This window comes from Micromonospora sp. NPDC051543, from assembly GCF_044454415.1.
Taxonomy (GTDB): Bacteria; Actinomycetota; Actinomycetes; order Mycobacteriales; family Micromonosporaceae; genus Micromonospora.
Genome location: NZ_JBITDT010000006.1, coordinates 20,691 through 37,508, shown reverse-complemented (window position 1 = coordinate 37,508; position 16,818 = coordinate 20,691). Strand labels below are relative to the sequence as shown.

The 16,818-nt window shown below is 72.3% G+C and carries 17 protein-coding genes and 1 pseudogene; 7 read left to right on the top strand and 11 right to left on the bottom strand.

Features of this window, described 5'->3' with window-relative positions; translation table 11 throughout:
- Nucleotides 1-17 precede the first annotated feature (17 nt).
- The 3 genes from ACIA3K_RS12365 to ACIA3K_RS12355 all read right to left on the bottom strand — a co-directional run bounded on the left by ACIA3K_RS12365 (nt 18) and on the right by ACIA3K_RS12355 (nt 3,240).
- Complete coding sequence (locus tag ACIA3K_RS12365) at nt 18-1,280, bottom strand: acetyl-CoA C-acetyltransferase (RefSeq protein ID WP_396800875.1); 1,263 nt, start codon at nt 1,278-1,280, stop codon at nt 18-20.
- A gap of 101 nt (nt 1,281-1,381) precedes the next feature.
- Nucleotides 1,382-2,194: an SGNH/GDSL hydrolase family protein gene (locus ACIA3K_RS12360; protein ID WP_396800874.1), complete on the bottom strand. Its 813-nt coding sequence runs from the start codon at nt 2,192-2,194 to the stop codon at nt 1,382-1,384.
- Nucleotides 2,191-3,240 (bottom strand): SGNH/GDSL hydrolase family protein, encoded by a 1,050-nt coding sequence (locus ACIA3K_RS12355; protein WP_396800872.1) that lies wholly within the window; start codon nt 3,238-3,240, stop codon nt 2,191-2,193. The genes ACIA3K_RS12360 and ACIA3K_RS12355 overlap by 4 nt, the downstream gene beginning before the upstream one ends.
- A gap of 150 nt (nt 3,241-3,390) precedes the next feature.
- On the opposite strand from ACIA3K_RS12355, the gene ACIA3K_RS12350 reads away from it, so the two are divergent.
- Both ACIA3K_RS12350 and ACIA3K_RS12345 read left to right on the top strand, forming a co-directional pair.
- Nucleotides 3,391-3,747 (top strand): YkvA family protein, encoded by a 357-nt coding sequence (locus ACIA3K_RS12350; RefSeq protein ID WP_396800871.1) that lies wholly within the window; start codon nt 3,391-3,393, stop codon nt 3,745-3,747.
- A 72-nt stretch (nt 3,748-3,819) separates the two neighbouring features.
- On the top strand, nt 3,820-5,190 hold the full coding sequence (locus ACIA3K_RS12345; RefSeq protein WP_357130075.1) for a cystathionine beta-synthase: 1,371 nt from the start codon (nt 3,820-3,822) through the stop codon (nt 5,188-5,190).
- Between the two features lie 230 nt (nt 5,191-5,420).
- Here ACIA3K_RS12345 and ACIA3K_RS12340 read toward each other — a convergent pair whose 3' ends face one another.
- From ACIA3K_RS12340 to ACIA3K_RS12315, 6 genes and pseudogenes are all read right to left on the bottom strand, one after another.
- The gene (locus ACIA3K_RS12340; protein WP_396800870.1) at nt 5,421-5,930 is read right to left on the bottom strand and encodes a GNAT family N-acetyltransferase; all 510 of its coding nucleotides are present in this window, start codon (nt 5,928-5,930) and stop codon (nt 5,421-5,423) included.
- Nucleotides 5,927-6,856: a ribonuclease Z gene (locus ACIA3K_RS12335; RefSeq protein WP_396800869.1), complete on the bottom strand. Its 930-nt coding sequence runs from the start codon at nt 6,854-6,856 to the stop codon at nt 5,927-5,929. The genes ACIA3K_RS12340 and ACIA3K_RS12335 overlap by 4 nt, the downstream gene beginning before the upstream one ends.
- Nucleotides 6,857-7,224: 368 nt before the next feature.
- Nucleotides 7,225-7,877: pseudogene (locus ACIA3K_RS12330) on the bottom strand (nucleotidyl transferase AbiEii/AbiGii toxin family protein).
- Between the two features lie 4 nt (nt 7,878-7,881).
- Nucleotides 7,882-8,223 carry a hypothetical protein gene (locus tag ACIA3K_RS12325; RefSeq protein ID WP_396800867.1) on the bottom strand — a complete coding sequence of 114 codons (342 nt, stop codon included), beginning with the start codon at nt 8,221-8,223 and terminating at the stop codon, nt 7,882-7,884.
- Between the two features lie 39 nt (nt 8,224-8,262).
- Nucleotides 8,263-8,925: a peptide-methionine (S)-S-oxide reductase MsrA gene (gene msrA, locus ACIA3K_RS12320; RefSeq protein WP_396800865.1), complete on the bottom strand. Its 663-nt coding sequence runs from the start codon at nt 8,923-8,925 to the stop codon at nt 8,263-8,265.
- 74 nt (nt 8,926-8,999) lie between these two features.
- Nucleotides 9,000-9,422, bottom strand: a complete 423-nt coding sequence (locus ACIA3K_RS12315) for an HIT family protein (protein WP_396800864.1) — start codon at nt 9,420-9,422, stop codon at nt 9,000-9,002.
- A gap of 102 nt (nt 9,423-9,524) precedes the next feature.
- On the opposite strand from ACIA3K_RS12315, the gene ACIA3K_RS12310 reads away from it, so the two are divergent.
- The 5 genes from ACIA3K_RS12310 to ilvA all read left to right on the top strand — a co-directional run bounded on the left by ACIA3K_RS12310 (nt 9,525) and on the right by ilvA (nt 15,483).
- The gene (locus ACIA3K_RS12310) at nt 9,525-10,574 is read left to right on the top strand and encodes a hypothetical protein (RefSeq protein WP_396800863.1); all 1,050 of its coding nucleotides are present in this window, start codon (nt 9,525-9,527) and stop codon (nt 10,572-10,574) included.
- A gap of 114 nt (nt 10,575-10,688) precedes the next feature.
- Nucleotides 10,689-11,831 (top strand): cystathionine gamma-synthase, encoded by a 1,143-nt coding sequence (locus tag ACIA3K_RS12305; RefSeq protein WP_396800861.1) that lies wholly within the window; start codon nt 10,689-10,691, stop codon nt 11,829-11,831.
- Nucleotides 11,832-11,861: 30 nt separating this feature from the next.
- On the top strand, nt 11,862-13,253 hold the full coding sequence (locus ACIA3K_RS12300; RefSeq protein ID WP_396801278.1) for an amidase: 1,392 nt from the start codon (nt 11,862-11,864) through the stop codon (nt 13,251-13,253).
- Between the two features lie 47 nt (nt 13,254-13,300).
- A complete protein-coding gene (locus ACIA3K_RS12295; protein WP_396800859.1) occupies nt 13,301-14,236 on the top strand; it encodes a DUF4328 domain-containing protein in 936 nt (311 codons plus the stop codon).
- Between the two features lie 26 nt (nt 14,237-14,262).
- A complete protein-coding gene (gene ilvA / locus ACIA3K_RS12290) occupies nt 14,263-15,483 on the top strand; it encodes a threonine ammonia-lyase (protein WP_396800858.1) in 1,221 nt (406 codons plus the stop codon).
- Nucleotides 15,484-15,532: 49 nt separating this feature from the next.
- Here ilvA and greA read toward each other — a convergent pair whose 3' ends face one another.
- Complete coding sequence (gene greA, locus ACIA3K_RS12285) at nt 15,533-16,030, bottom strand: transcription elongation factor GreA (RefSeq protein WP_355048818.1); 498 nt, start codon at nt 16,028-16,030, stop codon at nt 15,533-15,535.
- Between the two features lie 156 nt (nt 16,031-16,186).
- Nucleotides 16,187-16,627 (bottom strand): DUF4307 domain-containing protein, encoded by a 441-nt coding sequence (locus tag ACIA3K_RS12280; protein ID WP_355048817.1) that lies wholly within the window; start codon nt 16,625-16,627, stop codon nt 16,187-16,189.
- Nucleotides 16,628-16,818 lie beyond the last annotated feature (191 nt).

The window sequence follows — 16,818 nt, the reverse complement described above, 5'->3', positions numbered from 1 at the left end:
CCGACGCGCTCGAACCGTCAGCTGAGCCGCTCGAGCACCATGGCCATGCCCTGGCCGCCGCCGACGCACATGGTCTCCAGACCGATCGTCTTGTCGTGCCATTCGAGGGCGTTGAGCAGGGTGCCGGTGATCCGGGCGCCGGTCATGCCGAACGGGTGGCCGACCGCGATCGCGCCGCCCATCACGTTCAGCTTCTCCTCCGGGATGCCCAACTGGCGGTAGGAGGGGATGACCTGGGCGGCGAACGCCTCGTTGATCTCGACCAGGTCGACGTCGTCGATGGTCATGCCGGCCCGGCGCAGTGCCTGCCGGGACGCCTCGACCGGTCCGAGGCCCATGATCTCCGGCGACAGCGCGGTCACGCCGGTGGAGACGATCCGGGCCAGCGGGGTCAGACCCAGCTCCTCGGCCCGCTGGGCGCTCATGATGACGACGGCGGCAGCACCGTCGTTGAGGGGGCAGCAGTTGCCCGCGGTGATCCGGCCGTCGGGGCGGAACACCGGCTTCAGCCCGGCGACCGCGTCGAGGGTGACGCCGGGTCGGGGACCGTCGTCGGTGCTCACCACGGTGCCGTCAGGCGTGGTGACCGGGGTGATCTCCCGTGCCCAGAAACCGTCGGCGATGGCCTTCTCGGCGAGGTTCTGGCTGCGTACGCCGAACTCGTCCATGTCGGCGCGGGTCACGTCGTACACCTGGGCCAGGTTCTCCGCGGTCTGCCCCATGGTCAGGTAGATGTCCGGCAGGTCGCCGCTGTCGCGCGGGTCGGTCCACACCTCGGCGCCGCCCTGGGCGCGGCGCTTGGAGCGTTCGGCGGCGGACGCGAAGCGCGGGTTCTCCCAGCCGCCGCCGACCAGCGCCTGCGCCTCCGGCGGCAGACCGTCGGAGCTGCCGCGCGCGTACCGGGAGACCATCTCGACCCCGGCGGAGACGAACACGTCGCCCTCCCCGGCGCGGATCGCGTGCAGGGCCATCCGCGTGGTCTGCAACGACGAGGCGCAGTAGCGGGTCAGCGTCGCGCCGGGCACGGTGTCCAGGCCGAGCAGGGTGGCCACCACCCGGGCCATGTTGAAGCCCTGTTCACCGCCGGGCAGGCCGCACCCGAGGTAGATGTCGTCGATGGTGCTCGCGTCGAGCTGGGGGATCTTGTCCAGAGCGGCCTGGACGATGGTCGCGGCGAGGTCGTCGGAGCGGACATCGCGCAGGGACCCCTTGTGGGCCCGGCCGATGGGGGAGCGGGCGGTAGCGACGATGACGGCGTCGCGGGACGACTCAATCGGCATGGGCCAACGTTAACCCGCCGGTAACATGGCGCGGAAGAAGCGGGCGCGGCGGGAAATGTCACCCTCGCCGGGCGTTCGTCACCGCCGGGAAGCGACCTGCGTCAGCGCCGGGAGGCGACTGCCGCGGCGGCCACGATGGCCGGTAGCAGGGCGTGCGCCCACACCCGATAGCCGTCGGCCGACGGGTGGAAACCGTCGTGGCACAGCGTGCCCGCGTCGGCTCGGAACACCGGACCGGTCTCGGTGGCCAGGTCGACCACCGTTCCGCCCGCCTCCAGCACCGCCGTGGTCTGCGCGCGGGCCATCCTCCGACCGGACCAGCCGACGAGCTGCCGCAGCGGCGGCGCGATGGCGCGGACGGCCCCGAGGTCGGGGCAGGTGCCCACCACCACCTCGACGCGCGCCTCCCGCAGCCGGTGCACCGCCGCCCCCAGGTACGCGGACGCGTCGCCGGGCCGGCGCAGCCCGGTGGCGTCGTTCGCGCCGATCAGGATCAGCGCCACGTCGGGCCGGTCGCCGAGCAGGGCCCGGGCGACCTGGGTGGTCAGGTCGGTGGAGCGGGAGCCCGAGACGCCGACGCTGGACAGGTGAACCCGGCGGCCGGACGGCCCCTCCGCGAGCAGGTTGGCCAACTGCCCGCCGATGGTGTCGTCGAGGCGGTCGACGCCGACACCCAGCGCCGACGAGTCACCGAGCAGCACCAGACGCAGCGGCGTGGCGTCGGCCCGGCCGATCGTGGCGCGCAGGGCCAGCCCCAGCTCCGGCTGGGCGTAGCGCCGGTGCCGCGCGACGAACGCCTCGCTGGCCAGGACGGCGGCGCCGCCCACCGTGCCGGCCAGCAGCGAGAGCGCCGCCGCCCGACCCAGCCGGCCGGGGAAGCCGGTGGTCACGCCTCGCTCGCTGCGCTCGTTCATGCCAGTCCCTCCACTGTCGAGGTGTCCGCGGAGCCTGCCTGCGGCACCGCGTGCACACCGAAGAACGCCCGGCGACGCAACTGCGCCCACCGGCCGGCCGGCCCCCGGTCGCGGCCCCGGACCTGGGCGCCGCTGACCTCGGTGCCGGCGTGCCGGGCCGCCTCCTGCGCGGCCTCTGGCAGCGACCGTACGCCCTCGCCCCGCGCCGGTGTAACCCGTCGTTCGTGCCCCGCACCGAGCGCGGACAACATCGTCGGCAGCAGGGCGGCGGCGGCCATGGCGTACCCCTCGGCGGAGGGGTGGAATCGGTCCCAGGCGAACATCCGCAGCGGCTCGGCCGCGAACCGCGGGCCGAGCAGGTCGCCCAGGGACACCGTCGCGCCGCCCGCCTCGACCACGGCCACCGTCTGCGCGGCGGCGAGCTGGCGACTCCACCGGTGCGCCAGCCAGCGCAGCGGTGGCTGGATCGGCCGGATCGCGCCGAGGTCGGGGCAGGTGCCGACGACCACCTCGCAGCCGGCGTCGCGCAGCGAGCGGACCGCCTCGACCAGGTAACGCACGGCCAGGCCACGCGGGGTGCGGTTGGTGATGTCGTTGCCGCCGATGAGGATCACCGCGATGTCCGGGGAGCACTCGAGCGCCGCCTCCACCTGGTGACGCAGGGCCGCGGAGATGGCCCCGACCACCGCGAACCGGCGCAGCAGCACCGGCCGGTGCAGCCGCCGGGAGAGGCCGGTGGCGAGCAGCGCTCCGGGTGTCTCCCGGCTGCGGTGCACCCCGTAGCCGGCCGCCGACGAGTCACCGAGCACGACCATGGTGAGCGCGGGGCCGGGGAACTTCGCGCCGTACATCCCGTCGCAGCGCGGCGGGGGCGCTTCGGCCATCGGAATGGTGCGCCGGGCCTGGCGGGCCTGGCCGAGCAGCACGCCGCCGGTCGCCATCGCGGCCGCTGCGGTGGCGCCCGTGCCGATCGCCGCCAGTCGGGCGATCCGCCAGGCCTGCCGCCAGCGCGGACCAACGGGTACGACAGAACCAGCCACCCCCATATGCCGACATTATCGCGCCGGCCCGACACACCGCTGTCGTCGTCACGGCTCGCGGATGCCTGGAAACCGACGCGACGGGGTACCTGTCCGGTGGAGGCCGGCCGACTTGCGCCGACCCGCCACGCTGATCCGGCGGAGAGGAGCGCGACGATGGGGAAGACACTGAAGCGCAGCGCGGCGTTCGCGGCCCTGGCGCGGGCACTGATGGCGGGGGCGCGGGGCGGACCGTCGCTCGGCGCCCGGTTGGCGGCGGTGCCCCGGATGATCCGGGCCACCACCAGGGGCGAGTACGACGGTGGCCTCCGGCTGGCCCTCATGACGGCGGCCACGGCGTACATCGTCTCGCCCATCGACTTCCTGCCGGAGATCCCGCTGGCGATCTTCGGGCTGGCCGACGACGCCGTCATGGTCACCTGGCTGGCGGGCAGCGTGCTCTCCGAGACGGACCGCTTCCTGGAGTGGGAGGCCCGGCGCAGCTCGGTCATCCCCGGGGGTCTGGTGCACTGACGGCACGTACGCTGGGCGGCGAGGATACGTCTGCCCGGCCGCCGTCGCCGGCGCCGCAACGAAGGGCACACCGTGCAGTACTACGACAACGTCGTCGACATGATCGGCAACACTCCGCTGGTCCGCCTGCGGAGCGTCACCGAGGGCATCCAGGCCACCGTGCTCGCCAAGGTGGAGTACGTCAACCCGGGCGGCTCGGTGAAGGACCGGATCGCGCTGCGCATGGTCGAGGACGCCGAGGCGGCCGGCCTGCTCAAGCCCGGCGGCACCATCGTCGAGCCGACCAGTGGCAACACCGGCGTCGGGCTGGCCCTGGTGGCCCAGCTCAAGGGCTACCGGTGCGTCTTCGTCTGCCCCGACAAGGTCAGCCAGGACAAGCAGGACGTGCTGCGGGCGTACGGCGCCGAGGTGGTGGTCTGCCCGACGGCGGTCGCCCCGGAGGACCCGCGCTCGTACTACAACGTGTCCGACCGGCTGACCCGCGAGATCCCCGGCGCGTGGAAGCCCGACCAGTACAGCAACCCGGCGAACCCGCGCTCGCACTACGAGACCACCGGTCCGGAGCTGTGGAAGCAGACCGAGGGCGGGCTCACCCACTTCGTGGCGGGCGTTGGCACCGGCGGCACGATCTCCGGCATCGGGCGGTACCTCAAGGAGGCCTCCGACGGCCGGGTGAAGATCGTGGGCGCCGACCCGGAGGGTTCGGTCTACTCCGGCGGCACCGGCCGGCCGTACCTGGTGGAGGGCGTCGGCGAGGACTTCTGGCCCGAGACGTACGACCGGGGCGTCGCCGACGAGATCATCGAGGTGTCCGACAAGGCGTCGTTCGAGATGACCCGGCGGCTGGCCCGCGAGGAGGGGCTGCTGGTCGGCGGCTCCTGCGGGATGGCCGTGGTCGCCGCGCTGGAGGTGGCGCGCCGGGCTGCCCCGGACGACGTCGTGGTGGTGCTGCTGCCGGACGGCGGCCGGGGCTACCTCTCGAAGATCTTCAACGACTCGTGGATGGCCCGGTACGGCTTCCTCGACAACTCCGGCGCCGAACCCACCGTGGCCGACGCGCTGGCCAGCAAGCCGGGCGGCCTGCCCGAGTTGGTGCACGTGCACCCGACCGAGACGGTCCGTGACGCGATCGACTACATGCGTGAGTACGGCGTCTCGCAGCTGCCGGTGCTCAAGGCCGAGCCGCCGGTCGTGACCGGCGAGGTCGCCGGCTCGATCGCCGAGCGGGACCTGCTCGACGCGCTGTTCACCGGCCAGGCTCACCTGCACGACACCATCGAGCGGCACATGGGTGACCCGCTGCCGATGATCGGTGGTGGCCAGCCGGTCAGCGAGGCCGTGGGCCTGCTGGAGAAGTCCGACGCCGCCCTCGTCCTGGTCGACGGCAAGCCCAAGGGCGTCCTGACCCGCCAGGACCTCCTGTCCCACCTCGGGGCCCACTAGCTGCTCCTGCCCCCGCATGCCCCCGCAGGCTGCCCCCCGCAGGCTGTCCCCTGCGGGGGCGCAGGACACCCCGCGCGTCCTTTGCTCTGCTTCAACCCAGGCAACACAAACGCCCGGTCACTGTTGCCTCCGCTGAAGCAGAGCAAAGGCTCTGGGTGAGGTGGGTGGGGTGTCCGGATCGGCCGTTGCCGAGCCGCGCTGAGGGCGGTCGGTCCGCTGCCGGGCGGTGCTCAGAGGGGACGGGTGTAGCGGAGTTGAGGCGTGAGGGCGGCGCCCATGTGCTCCTCGCGCTCCGCGCCGGTCGGGGTCCAGCCGCCGCGCTCGTAGAACGCGCGGGCGTGGGCGTTCTCCCGCAGCACCCACAGCACCGCACGACTCCAGCCGCGGTCACGCATGGCGTCGAGCGCGTCCACCATCAACGCGCGACCGACGCCCCGCCCCTGCTCGGCCGGATCCAGGTGGATCGCGTTGAGCAGTCCGGTCGTCGGGTCGTCCTCGTCGTCCGGCCCCACGTAGCTGAACCCGACGAGCGCGCCGACGCGCTCCGCCACGATCAGCCGGTGGGTGTCGCGCTCCCAGTTCCACCGCTCGACCCAGTACCGTCCCATCGCCTCCCCGGTCGGTTCGGCCAGCGCCTCGGCCGGCAGGAACGAGGAGTACGCGGCGACCCGGGACCGCTGGTGCAGGGCACCGACCCCCATCAGGTCGTGATCGGTGGCGGGGCGGAGCGTGACAGTCACCCGGCCGAGGCTACCCGGCGCGGCGGGACCTGCACGGTGGTCAGATCCTCGGCCACGACCAGATCGCCGTCGAAGTGCGCGCGAGCCTCGTCATGGAACCGGCGCGGGTCGGGATAGCGCTGGGAGAAGTGCGTCAGCACCAGCGTGCGTACCCCCGACTCGGTCGCCACCCGCGCGGCCTGCGCCGCGGTCAGATGGCCGACCTCGGCGGCCAACGCGGCCTCCGACTCCAGGAACGTCGATTCGATGACCAGCAGGTCGGCGTGCTCGGCCAGGGCGTACACGCCGTCGCAGAGGCCGGTGTCCATGACGAAGGCGAACCGCTGCCCCGGTCGGGGCTCGCTCACCTCGTCCCGCGTGACGCGATGCCCGTCGAGGTCCAGGTGGCCGACGCGGATCAGCTCGCCGACGGCCGGGCCGGCGATGCCGTACGAGGCCAGCCGCTCCGGCAGCATCCGGTAGCCGTCCGGCTCGACGAGCCGATAGCCGTACGTCTCGATCGGGTGCCGCAGCCGGCGGGCCTCCAGCGTTCCGCAGCGCAGGGCGATCCGTTGCCCGTCGGTCCCGATGGGGGTTACCGCCAGTTCGGCGCTCTCATAGAAGGAGGTGGCGTGCCGCAGCCGGGCGAAGTACTCGGCGCCGCCGGCCGGGAAGTGCACGGCGACCGGATGCGGTACCCGGTCCAGCGAGAGCCGCTGGATCGTGCCGGGCAGACCGAGGCAGTGGTCGCCGTGGAAGTGCGTGACACAGATCCGGGTCAGGTCGCTGGCGGTGACGGTGGTGTGCAGGAGTTGGCGCTGACTGCCCTCGCCCGGGTCGAAGAGGATCACCTCGTCGTCCCAGCGCAGCACGTAACCGTTGTGGTTGCGCTGCCGGGTGGGGGTCTGGCTGGCCGTCCCGAGAATCACCAGCTCGCGCATCGACACGCTGATCTCCCACCGATATGAAGCGACCCCCGGGGCGCTCCACGCTGTCGCGTGGGCCGGCTGGACTAAGCCGGCACCCCGGGGGTCGGGTGGCTGTCGTGGTTTTCGCCGCACCGCTGCCACACGGTCTCGACGGTCGTACTGGTTGCCCGCCTCGCGGCGGACGATCACTGTCGAGGACAGCGGCTAGCGGACAGCCACCTCACGAGTCCGATTGCTATACAAGTCTGGACCACCTCCTTTCACGTGTACTGCCACGCTATCGAGTCCCCGAGGGGCTCGGCAACGGATTTCGATCACAGGGCCAAACGGGAATGCCCGGCCGCGCCGTCATCGGCTGTCTGGGTCGCGGTCCTGCCGGGCTGATCTCACCGCGCGTCGAGCAGTTCGCGGCGCCACTGGGCGAACCGCTCGCGCAGAGCCGGGAGGTCACCGACGGGCACGCCGTAGCAGTCGAAGTCGGCGTCGGTGATCTGATCCAGTGCCCCCAGCGCGTCCGCGAAGACGTGCGGCTGGAATCCAGGGTCTGCGGTCGCTGCCAGCTCCAGGAGGCGGTGCCTGGTGTAGTGCCCGCTCATCAGGCGGCGTCCACGTCCAGGAAGTCACGGGCTTCGGCGCGACCGAAGAGGGCGCACATCTTGTTGGCGACCGCATCATCGGGGTGCAGAACCGGGCCAACAGTGGACATCACCGGAGCATGCGCCCGCCAGTCCGCCGACAACTCAACTTTGTCTGGCTCTGCGGCCGGATCATCAGGACCAGCGACGAGGAGCCGGGCGAACGTGTCGTTCCGGATCACTGTCTCGACCGTATAGCCCGCGCCTTCTAGGGCGACGACGACATTGTCGACCGCCTCCGGAAACGAGGCGCGCATGGACCAGGCGGTGAACAGGTCGACATCGCCGCTGAGCCGGGAGCCCATGCCGTGTGCGCTTACGGCGTAGCCGCCCGCCAGTGCGAAACCGAAGCGACCGGCCGCGTCGAGAGCTATCTTGGTGATCTTGATGTGGTTGGGCAGCATCAGATTACGCGGCGCGGTGAGGAACGAGACGAAGTTCCGGGAAGCGCTCTTCCCACGCGCGACGCACCGCTCGGGGCAGCCACATGGCTGGCCACAGCCGGATCAGCGGATCGCGGCTGAGGTAACTGTGCAGGTCCTGCGGGCTCGCCGCCTCGTTCAGGACAGTCCGGTAGAGGTCGCTCAGGCGTCCGGGTTGCGAAAGGTCGTACCGGGGGTTGCCCGACCACTTCAGGTGGCGTGGCAGCTCCACCATGCCGGTGGTGGGGCCGCGCAGATCATCCAAAGTCTCGGGCACGACAACCGGCTTGGCGTAACCGTCTGGACGGATCGCGCTGTCGCCGCTCATCGTGCCCTCCTCACGTCCGAATCAGGCTAACGCCCGCACTCAGCCGGCGGTACGGGCCACGCCGACCGGGCAGCTCATCCCGTTCGGGCCGTGGTTGCAGTACCCGTTCGGGTTCTTGGTCGGCGCCAGGTACTGCTGGTGGTAGTCCTCGGCGAAGAAGTAGCTGCCGAGCGGGGCGATCTCGGTGGTGATCTCACCCTTGCCGGCCCGGGTTACGATCGGCTGGAAGGCGTCCCGCGAAGACTCCGCGATGGCCCGCTGCTCGTCGGTGGTCGTGTAGATCGCCGACCGGTACTGGGTGCCCACGTCGTTGCCCTGGCGCATGCCCTGGGTCGGGTCGTGGTTCTCCCAGAAGACCTTGAGCAGGTCCTCGTACGTGATCTTGCTGGGGTCGTACACCACCTGGACGACCTCGGCGTGCCCGGTGCGGCCGGAACACGTCTCCTCGTACGTCGGGTTGGTGGTGAAGCCGCCCGCGTAGCCGGCGGAGGTCGTGTACACGCCGGGCAGCGTCCAGAACAGCCGCTCGGCGCCCCAGAAGCAGCCCATGCCGAAGACGGCCACCTGGAGGCCCTCCGGGAACGGACCCTTCAGCGGGGTGCCCAGAACCTCGTGGCGGTCGGCGACCGGCATCGAGATGGGGCGGCCCGGCAGGGCCTGCTCGGGCGTGATCATCTCGGCGTTCATACGGCGCAGGAACACGGTGGGACTCCTCTCATGCGTCTCCCAGCGTGTAACACCGGTGGGTTCTGCTTCCTTACCCGCGCCACTGTGACTCAGGCCCCGCCGTCGAGGGCGGTGGCGATCCGGTCGGCGTAGGTCTGTGCCTCGGCGTCGTCGGCGTACCGGGTGCGCGGCCAGAAGAAGCCACGCAGCCCGTCACCCTTGGTACGGGGGACCACGTGGGTGTGCAGATGGGGGACGGACTGGGACACCCGGTTGTTCATCGCCACGAACGTGCCACCGGCTCCCAGACCGGCCTCCACCGCCACGGCCAGCCGCTGGACCAGCGCGAAGTAGCCGGGCAGCAGGTCGGCCGGTAGTTCGGCCAGGGTCACCAGGTGCGTCCGGGGCACCACCAGCACGTGTCCCGCGAAGACCGGGCGGGTGTCCAGGAACGCCACCCCGTCCGGCTCGTCGGCGACCCGGAACGCCGGAACGTCACCCGACACGATCCCGCAGAACACACACCCGCTCATCGCGCCAGGCTATAGCGCCCATCTGCGGTGACGTGCCCCCCACGTACGCATCGACTGTGGTACTCATTTACGAGTCTGGATCAATACATGGGGGGAACGCACGTGCATAACAAGAGAAGCACGACCCTGGCACTGGCCGTACTGGCCGCCGGGTTGCTCACCGCCGGTCTCCCGGGCCCTGCCCAGGCCGCCCCCGCGCCGACGGCCACTCCGCTGTCGTTGCCGGCGGTGGCCGACGTGGTCTCGGCCGGTGACCGGGTCTTCGTCAGCGGCGGTCCGTCCTCGACCGACGTCGTGGTGGCCAGCGCGACGGGTGCGGTCGTGGGCACCCTGTCCGGCCTGCCCGGCCCGTCCGACCTGCTGCTCAGTGCCGACCGGCAGACCCTCTACGTGGCGCTGCCGACCGCCAACGCCATCGCCGCCTTCGACACCGGCACGCTCGTCGAGTCGGCCCGGTACGACACCGGCGCGGGCGAGTGCCCCTCGTCGCTGGCGCTGACCGGTCGGTACCTGTGGTTCGGGTACGGCTGTGGCGGTTGGGACGGCAACATCGGCCGGATCGACCTGGGTCGCCAGCCGGCGCGGGTGACCACGGGTCTGGACACCGGTAGTGGTTTCTACGGCGCTCCGTTGCTGACCGCCGCCAGCCAGAACCGTTCGGTGCTGCTGGCCGGGCAGCCCGGCCTGAGCCCCGCGTCGGTGTACACGTACACGATCGGCGCGGGGGGTGCGCTGAGCGCGCCCGGCACCAACGAGTTCATGGCGATCGGCAGCAACCTGCGGGACATCGCCCTCGACCCGACCGGCGCCACCGTGTTCACCGCGTCCGGCGCCCCGTACGAGGTGCAGGCGTTCCCGTTCGCCGACATCACCACCCCGTCGGCGACCTACCGCACCGGCGCGTACCCCAATGCTGTCGAGGTCTCGCGCGACGGCACCCGGATCGCCGGCGGTGCGGACGCCTCCTACGACCCGGACGTGTTCGTCTTCTCCACGGGCGGCACCGAGCTGGCCCACTTCGAGCTGGGCGACGAGCTCAGCCCCGGCGCGCTGGCCTGGGCCCCGAACGGCGCCCGGCTCTACGCGGTCTCCTACGACTGGACCGGAACCCACCCGGTCACCCTGCACGTCCTGCCCGTCCCGGCCGCCTGAGGGCCGTTCCCGGCGCTGAATCGGAGCGGGGGGTCGGGCCGGACGGTCCGACCCCCCGCCCCGGAGCGCGGGTTCCGTGCCAGGTCGGCGGGGCGGGGCACTAGCCTCACCAGAATGAGTCACGGCTTCGAGACGCTCGCCATTCACGCCGGTCAGGACCCTGAGGCCCGGACCGGCGCGGTGATCCCGCCGATCTACCAGACCAGCACGTACGCCCAGGATGCCGTCGGCGCGCCCCGGCTCGGCTACGAGTACAGCCGCTCCGGCAACCCGACCCGCGACGCCCTCCAGGAGTGCCTGGCCGCGTTGGAGGGCGGGCCGGTGGGTCTCGCCTTCGCCAGTGGCCTGGCCGCCGAGGACACCCTGCTGCGGGCGGTGTGCCAGCCGGGCGACCACGTGATCATTCCGGACGACGCGTACGGCGGCACCTACCGGCTCTTCGCCCGGGTGGCCCAGCGCTGGGGGCTGGAGTTCACGCCAGCCAAGGTCTCCGACCCGGCCGCGGTCCGGGCCGCCGTGCAGCCCGGTCGGACGAAGATCATCTGGGTGGAGACGCCGACGAACCCGCTGCTCGGCATCGCCGACATCGCGGTCCTGGCCGCTGTGGCGCACGACGCCGGTGCGCTGCTCGTGGTCGACAACACCTTCGCCTCGCCGTACCTCCAGCAGCCGATCGCGTACGGCGCCGACGTCGTCGTGCACTCCACCACGAAGTACATCGGCGGGCACTCGGACGTGGTGGGCGGCGCGCTCGTCGTCGCCGACGCCGCGCTCGGCGAGGAGCTGCGCTACCACCAGAACGCGATGGGCGCGATCAACGGCCCGTTCGACGCGTGGCTCACCCTGCGCGGCATCAAGACCCTCGGGGTACGCATGGACCGGCACTGCGACAACGCCGAGCGCCTCGCCGCGTACCTCGACGGGCACGCCAAGGTGTCCGAGGTGATCTACCCCGGGCTGCCCTCGCACCCTGGCCACGAGGTGGCGGCCAAGCAGATGCGCCGGTTCGGCGGCATGATCTCGTTCCGGGCGGCCGGCGGCGAGGACCACGCCGTCGAGATCTGCAACCGGTCCAAGCTCTTCGTGCTCGCCGAGTCGCTGGGCGGTGTCGAGTCGCTGATCGAGCACCCGGGTCGGATGACACACGCAAGTGCTGCCGGCTCGCCGCTTGAAGTTCCCGGCGATCTCGTGCGACTGTCTGTCGGCATCGAGACGGTCGACGACCTGCTCGCCGATCTGGAGCAGGCGCTGGGCTGACCGCTGGGGAGGACGGCCGTGCAGGACATCATGGCGACCTGGGTCGGGGCGACCGCCAAGCAGATCGCCCGGGGCGTACGGCGGGGTGACGTCTCGGCCACCCAGGTCGTCGCCGACCACCTCGAGTACATCGCCTCCGCCGACCGCGAACTGGCCGCGTTCCGCGCCGTTCGCGGCGGCGAGGCGATCACCGAGGCGGAAAAGGTCGACGAGCAGGAGGACCTGGCCAACCTCCCCCTGGCCGGGGTGCCGGTGGCCGTCAAGGAGAACACCCCGGTCGCCGGCCTGCCCACCTGGAACGGGTCGGCCGCCGCGCGGACCGAGGTCGCGGAGGCCGACCACGAGGTCGTCCGGCGGCTGCGTGGCGCCGGCGCGGTGATCCTCGGGGTCACCCGGATGCCCGAGCTGGGGCTCTGGGCGCTCACCGACGACGACAGCGCGGTGACGCGCAACCCGTGGGACAACACGCGTACCCCCGGCGGTTCGTCGGGCGGCGCGGCCGCCGCGGTCGCCGCTGGCCTGGTGCCGATCGCGCACGGCAACGACGGCCTCGGCTCGATCCGCATCCCGGCGGCCTGCTGCGGCCTGGTCGGTCTCAAACCCGGTCGCGGTGTGGTGCCCTGCCAGCTCGGCGCGGACGACTGGTTCGGTCTCACCGAGCACGGGATGCTCGCCAGCACGGTCGCCGACGCCGCCGTCGGCTTCTCGGTGCTCGCCGGCCGACGCCCCGAGAAACTGGTCCCGCCGCAGCGGCTGCGTGTCGGTGTCTCGCTGCGCTCGCCGGTGCGTGGAGTCTCGCCGGACGAGCCCAACCGGGACGCGGTGGCCGCCGCCGGTCGGCTGCTCGCCGCCGCCGGGCACGACACCGTACCGGCCGATCCGGTCTACCCCACCGCCCTGGGCCTGCAGGGCCTCGCCACCTGGTTCGCCGCGGCAGCCGCCGACGTCCGGGCCGCCGGGCTGGACCGGCGCGGCCTGCAACGCCGTACCCGGCGGCACGTCGCGCTGGGCGAGTGGGCACAGCGGCGCGGCTACGTCCGGGAGGCCGACCGGGCCGCCTGGCGGCAGCGGTCCGTCGACTTCTTCACCGACCACTCCGTCGACCTGCTGCTCACGCCCGCCCTGGCGAGCGCGCCGCCGGAGGCCGGCCGCTGGTCGGAGCGGTCCTGGCGGGCGAACCTGTCGGCCAACATCAGGTACGCCCCGTACGCCGCGCCGTGGAACGTCGCCGGCCTGCCGGCGATCGTCGTGCCGGTGGGACGCCGCCCGGACGGGCTGCCGGTCGCCGTGCAGATCGTCGGTCCGCCCGGTTCGGAGCTGCTGCTGCTCGGCGTGGCCGGTCAGTTCGAGATGACCGCCCCGTGGTCGCGCCACGCCCCCGGCTATCCCCTCGTCGGAACGGGGTCGCCGGCCAGCGCATGATCGTCTAGCGTGTGCGCGCACCGTCGCGCGAACCACGGGGGACACCAATGCGCTGCCAGACCTGCGGAGACGCCACGTCCTCCGAGCACAACGAATGCCCGCGTTGCTACACGCCGCTCGGCCAGCCGGCGGTCACGCCGGGGCTGGCGACCTACCGCGTACGGGGGATCGGGCTGGCGGCCAGCGTCGCCGTCGGCGCGACCGCCGTGCTCTACCTGGTGGTGGCGCTGTCCCCGCTGATCGGGATGGCGCTGGCCCGGCGGGCCATGGCCAACGACGATCCGGACCTGCTCCTCGGTGTGGTGATCATCAACGTCCTGGTGGCGCTCATCATGGCCGTGGTCTACCTCACCGCCGCCGTCCTGGTGATCATCTGGACCTGGCGGGCGCGCAAGAACACCGATGCCTTCCCCGGCGCACTGCCCACCCTCGGAGCGGGCTGGGCGATCGCCGGCTGGCTGGTGCCGTTCGCGAACTTCGTGGTGCCGGCCCGGGTCGTGGCGAGCGTGGCGCGGGACAGCCTCTGGCGGCGGTTCACGCCCACCCTCGTGAGCGTCTGGTGGTGCTCCTGGCTGGTGTTCAGCATCGGCGAGCGGCTGAGCAGCCGCCTCGACGACAGGGCGTACGCGAAGCTGCCGGAGACCCCGTTCAACGACGTGGGCTACCAGGCGTACGTCGACCACTACCGGGACTCGCTGCTCCGCAACGCCCTGCCGGCGCTGGGCTGCGCGGTCGCGGCGGTGACCCTGATCCTGCTGATCCACCGGATCTCCGCGGCCCAGGAGGCCCGGATCGCCCGCGCCGCCCCGGCGTGGCCGACCGCCCCGGTCTGGCCAGCACAAGCATGGCCGCCTGCCCCGCCGGTCGTGCCGGCGCAGCCCTCCCCGGTCGCCGTCGCCGCCCCGGCGACCCAGTCCACGCCGCCCGCTGCCGGGGCCCCGCAGGCGCCGTCGTCGCCCACCCCGGTGTCGCCGACGGAGTAGCCGGAGTCGGATGGCACGATCGGGGCATGACGGAACTGGTCGGCCTCGACGACGTACGGGCTGCGCGGAAACTGCTGGCCGACGTCGTCCGGACCACCCCGCTGGAGCCCTCCCGGCCGCTGAGCGCGGCGCTGGGCGGGCCGACGTGGCTCAAGTGCGAGAACGTGCAGCGCGCCGGCTCGTACAAGGTGCGCGGCGCGTACGTGCGGATCTCCCGGCTGTCGGCGGCGGAGCGTGAGCGTGGCGTGGTCGCGGCGAGCGCCGGCAACCACGCCCAGGGCGTGGCGCTCGCCGCCGGGCTGGTCGGCACGCACGCGACGGTCTTCATGCCGATCAACGCGCCGCTGCCGAAGGTCGCGGCCACCAAGGGGTACGGCGCACAGGTCGAGCTGGCCGGCAACACCGTCGACGAGTCGCTGGTGGCCGCGCAGACGTACGCCGAGCGGACCGGCGCGGTGCTCATCCACCCGTTCGACCACCGGGACGTGATCGCCGGGCAGGGCACGGTCGCCCTGGAGATCCTCGACCAGTGCCCCGACGTGCGGACGATCATCACGGGGGTGGGCGGCGGCGGCCTGATCTCGGGTATGGCCGTGGCCGCCAAGGCGCTCCGGCCGGACGTACGCATCATCGGGGTGCAGGCGGCGGGCGCGGCGGCCTTCCCGCCCTCCCTGGTGGCCGGCGAGCCGGTCCGGCTGCCGGCGTTCGCCACCATCGCGGACGGCATCGCGGTCGGACGGCCGGGGGAGATCACCTTCAACCATGTCCGCAAGCTCGTCGACGAGATCGTCACGGTCTCCGAGGAGGACATCTCGCGGGCCCTGCTGATGCTGCTGGAGCGCGGCAAGCAGGTCGTCGAACCGGCCGGGGCGGTCGGCGTGGCCGCGCTCCTGGCCGGTGTGGTGGAGGTGGAGACGCCGGTGGTCGCGGTCCTCTCCGGCGGCAACATCGATCCCCTGCTGATGATGCGGGTGATCGAGCACGGTCTCGCCGCGGCCGGCCGCTACCTGCGGGTGACCGTGCGCTGTACGGACCGGCCCGGGCAGCTCGCGTCACTGCTCAGTCAGATCGCCGAGCACCGGGCCAACGTGGTGGACGTGGAACACCAGCGGGCCAACCCGCACCTCGGCCTCGGCGAGGTGGAGGTGGCGCTGTCGGTGGAGACCCGTGGTGTGGAGCACTCCGACACGTTGATCAGCGCGCTGCGGGCCAGTGGCTACCAGGTGGTGTTCGCCGCCGAGGCGTGACAGGCGGGTGCCACGCCCCGACGGCGTTACGCCGTAGGGGAGTTGCCGCTCAGCCGGAGAACGGCTCGAAGCTGACCACGGTCACCTTGATGTCGGCGCCACTCGGTGCCGTGTAGGTGCAGGTCTGCCCGGCGCGACCACCCAGGATCGCCTTGCCCAGGGCCGACTCGGGGCTGTAGACCGTCAGGTCGGTGGTGGCGGCGATCTCCCGTGAGCCGAGCAGGAAGGTCTCGGTGTCGTCGGTGTCGTCGTCGAAGTAGATCGTCACCACCATGCCGGGTGACACCGCGTCGGCCGTCGGCGCGGCGCCGACCTTGGCGGTGCGCAGCAGCTCCTGCAGGTAGCGGATGCGACCCTCGGCCTTGCCCTGCTCCTCGCGGGCGGCGTGGTAGCCGCCGTTCTCACGCAGGTCGCCCTCTTCGCGGCGGGCGTTGATCTCGGCCGCGATAGCCGGACGGTTGGCGATGTGCTCGTCGAGCTCGGCCTGGAGGCGGTCGTACGCGTCCTGCGACAGCCAGGTGGCGGGCGCCTCGTTGCCAGTGGACACAGGCGTTCTCCTCGGTTGTGCGTGGCTGGCTGACAGGTGAACTACCAAGTTACCAGTGCGGTACGACACAGCGTGTCGGCGATCACCGGCGGTGTCCGGATCCGACACCTACCGTCGATGCCCGGCGACGGCCGCTATCAGCTATGTCTCCGCAGCTCAGGACGGCGCGCGGCAGCGCAGCACCTCGCCGATGAACGGTCGGGCGCTGGTGTTCAGCCGGTGCCGGGCGCTGACGTGCCGCTCACCCGGGGCGGCGGTCACCGTGACCTCGTCGCGGGCCACCTCGACGCCGGCGCGGTCCCGGGCGCGCAGGACGCAGACGGCCGAGCCGCCCTCCGGCACACGCACCCGGAAGTCGACCACCACCTGGTTGTCCGTGATGTCGGTGTAGGTGATCACCTGGGCGTCGTAGACCGGGTCGCCGTACTGCCGGTAGAGCCGCAGCGAGATCAGGCTCAGCCCCACCACCAGCACCAGGAGCACCAGGGCGGCCAGCAGCGTACGGCGCCGGCCTCCGCCGGGTGCCCGGCGTCGGCCGTAGCGCCCGGCCGGGAAGACCGGCGCGCCCGGTGAAATTGTGGCGTGCGTCTCGGTCACCGGCGGGTATCTCCTGGCGTTGTTGTCGGCGGCATCGGCAAGAATGGCAGGAGTCCATCCTCCCAGCCCGGCCGAATGCCAGGAACGGCAGGTCGGGTCCCGCAGGTGCCGACCGGCGGCGGGGCGAGGGAGGTTCCTGGCAGGTCAGCCGGTCGAGCCCGGTCGGGTCCACCGGCCGGCACAGACGAGGA

Coding starts and splice junctions, on each gene's coding strand:
- ACIA3K_RS12365 (WP_396800875.1), bottom strand. CDS start 1,280: ATGCCGATTGAGTCGTCCCGCGACGCCGTCATCGTCGCTACCGCCCGC.
- ACIA3K_RS12360 (WP_396800874.1), bottom strand. CDS start 2,194: ATGAACGAGCGCAGCGAGCGAGGCGTGACCACCGGCTTCCCCGGCCGG.
- ACIA3K_RS12355 (WP_396800872.1), bottom strand. CDS start 3,240: ATGGGGGTGGCTGGTTCTGTCGTACCCGTTGGTCCGCGCTGGCGGCAG.
- ACIA3K_RS12350 (WP_396800871.1), top strand. CDS start 3,391: ATGGGGAAGACACTGAAGCGCAGCGCGGCGTTCGCGGCCCTGGCGCGG.
- ACIA3K_RS12325 (WP_396800867.1), bottom strand. CDS start 8,223: ATGAGCGGCGACAGCGCGATCCGTCCAGACGGTTACGCCAAGCCGGTT.
- ACIA3K_RS12315 (WP_396800864.1), bottom strand. CDS start 9,422: ATGAGCGGGTGTGTGTTCTGCGGGATCGTGTCGGGTGACGTTCCGGCG.
- ACIA3K_RS12305 (WP_396800861.1), top strand. CDS start 10,689: ATGAGTCACGGCTTCGAGACGCTCGCCATTCACGCCGGTCAGGACCCT.
- ACIA3K_RS12300 (WP_396801278.1), top strand. CDS start 11,862: ATGGCGACCTGGGTCGGGGCGACCGCCAAGCAGATCGCCCGGGGCGTA.
- ACIA3K_RS12295 (WP_396800859.1), top strand. CDS start 13,301: ATGCGCTGCCAGACCTGCGGAGACGCCACGTCCTCCGAGCACAACGAA.
- ilvA (WP_396800858.1), top strand. CDS start 14,263: ATGACGGAACTGGTCGGCCTCGACGACGTACGGGCTGCGCGGAAACTG.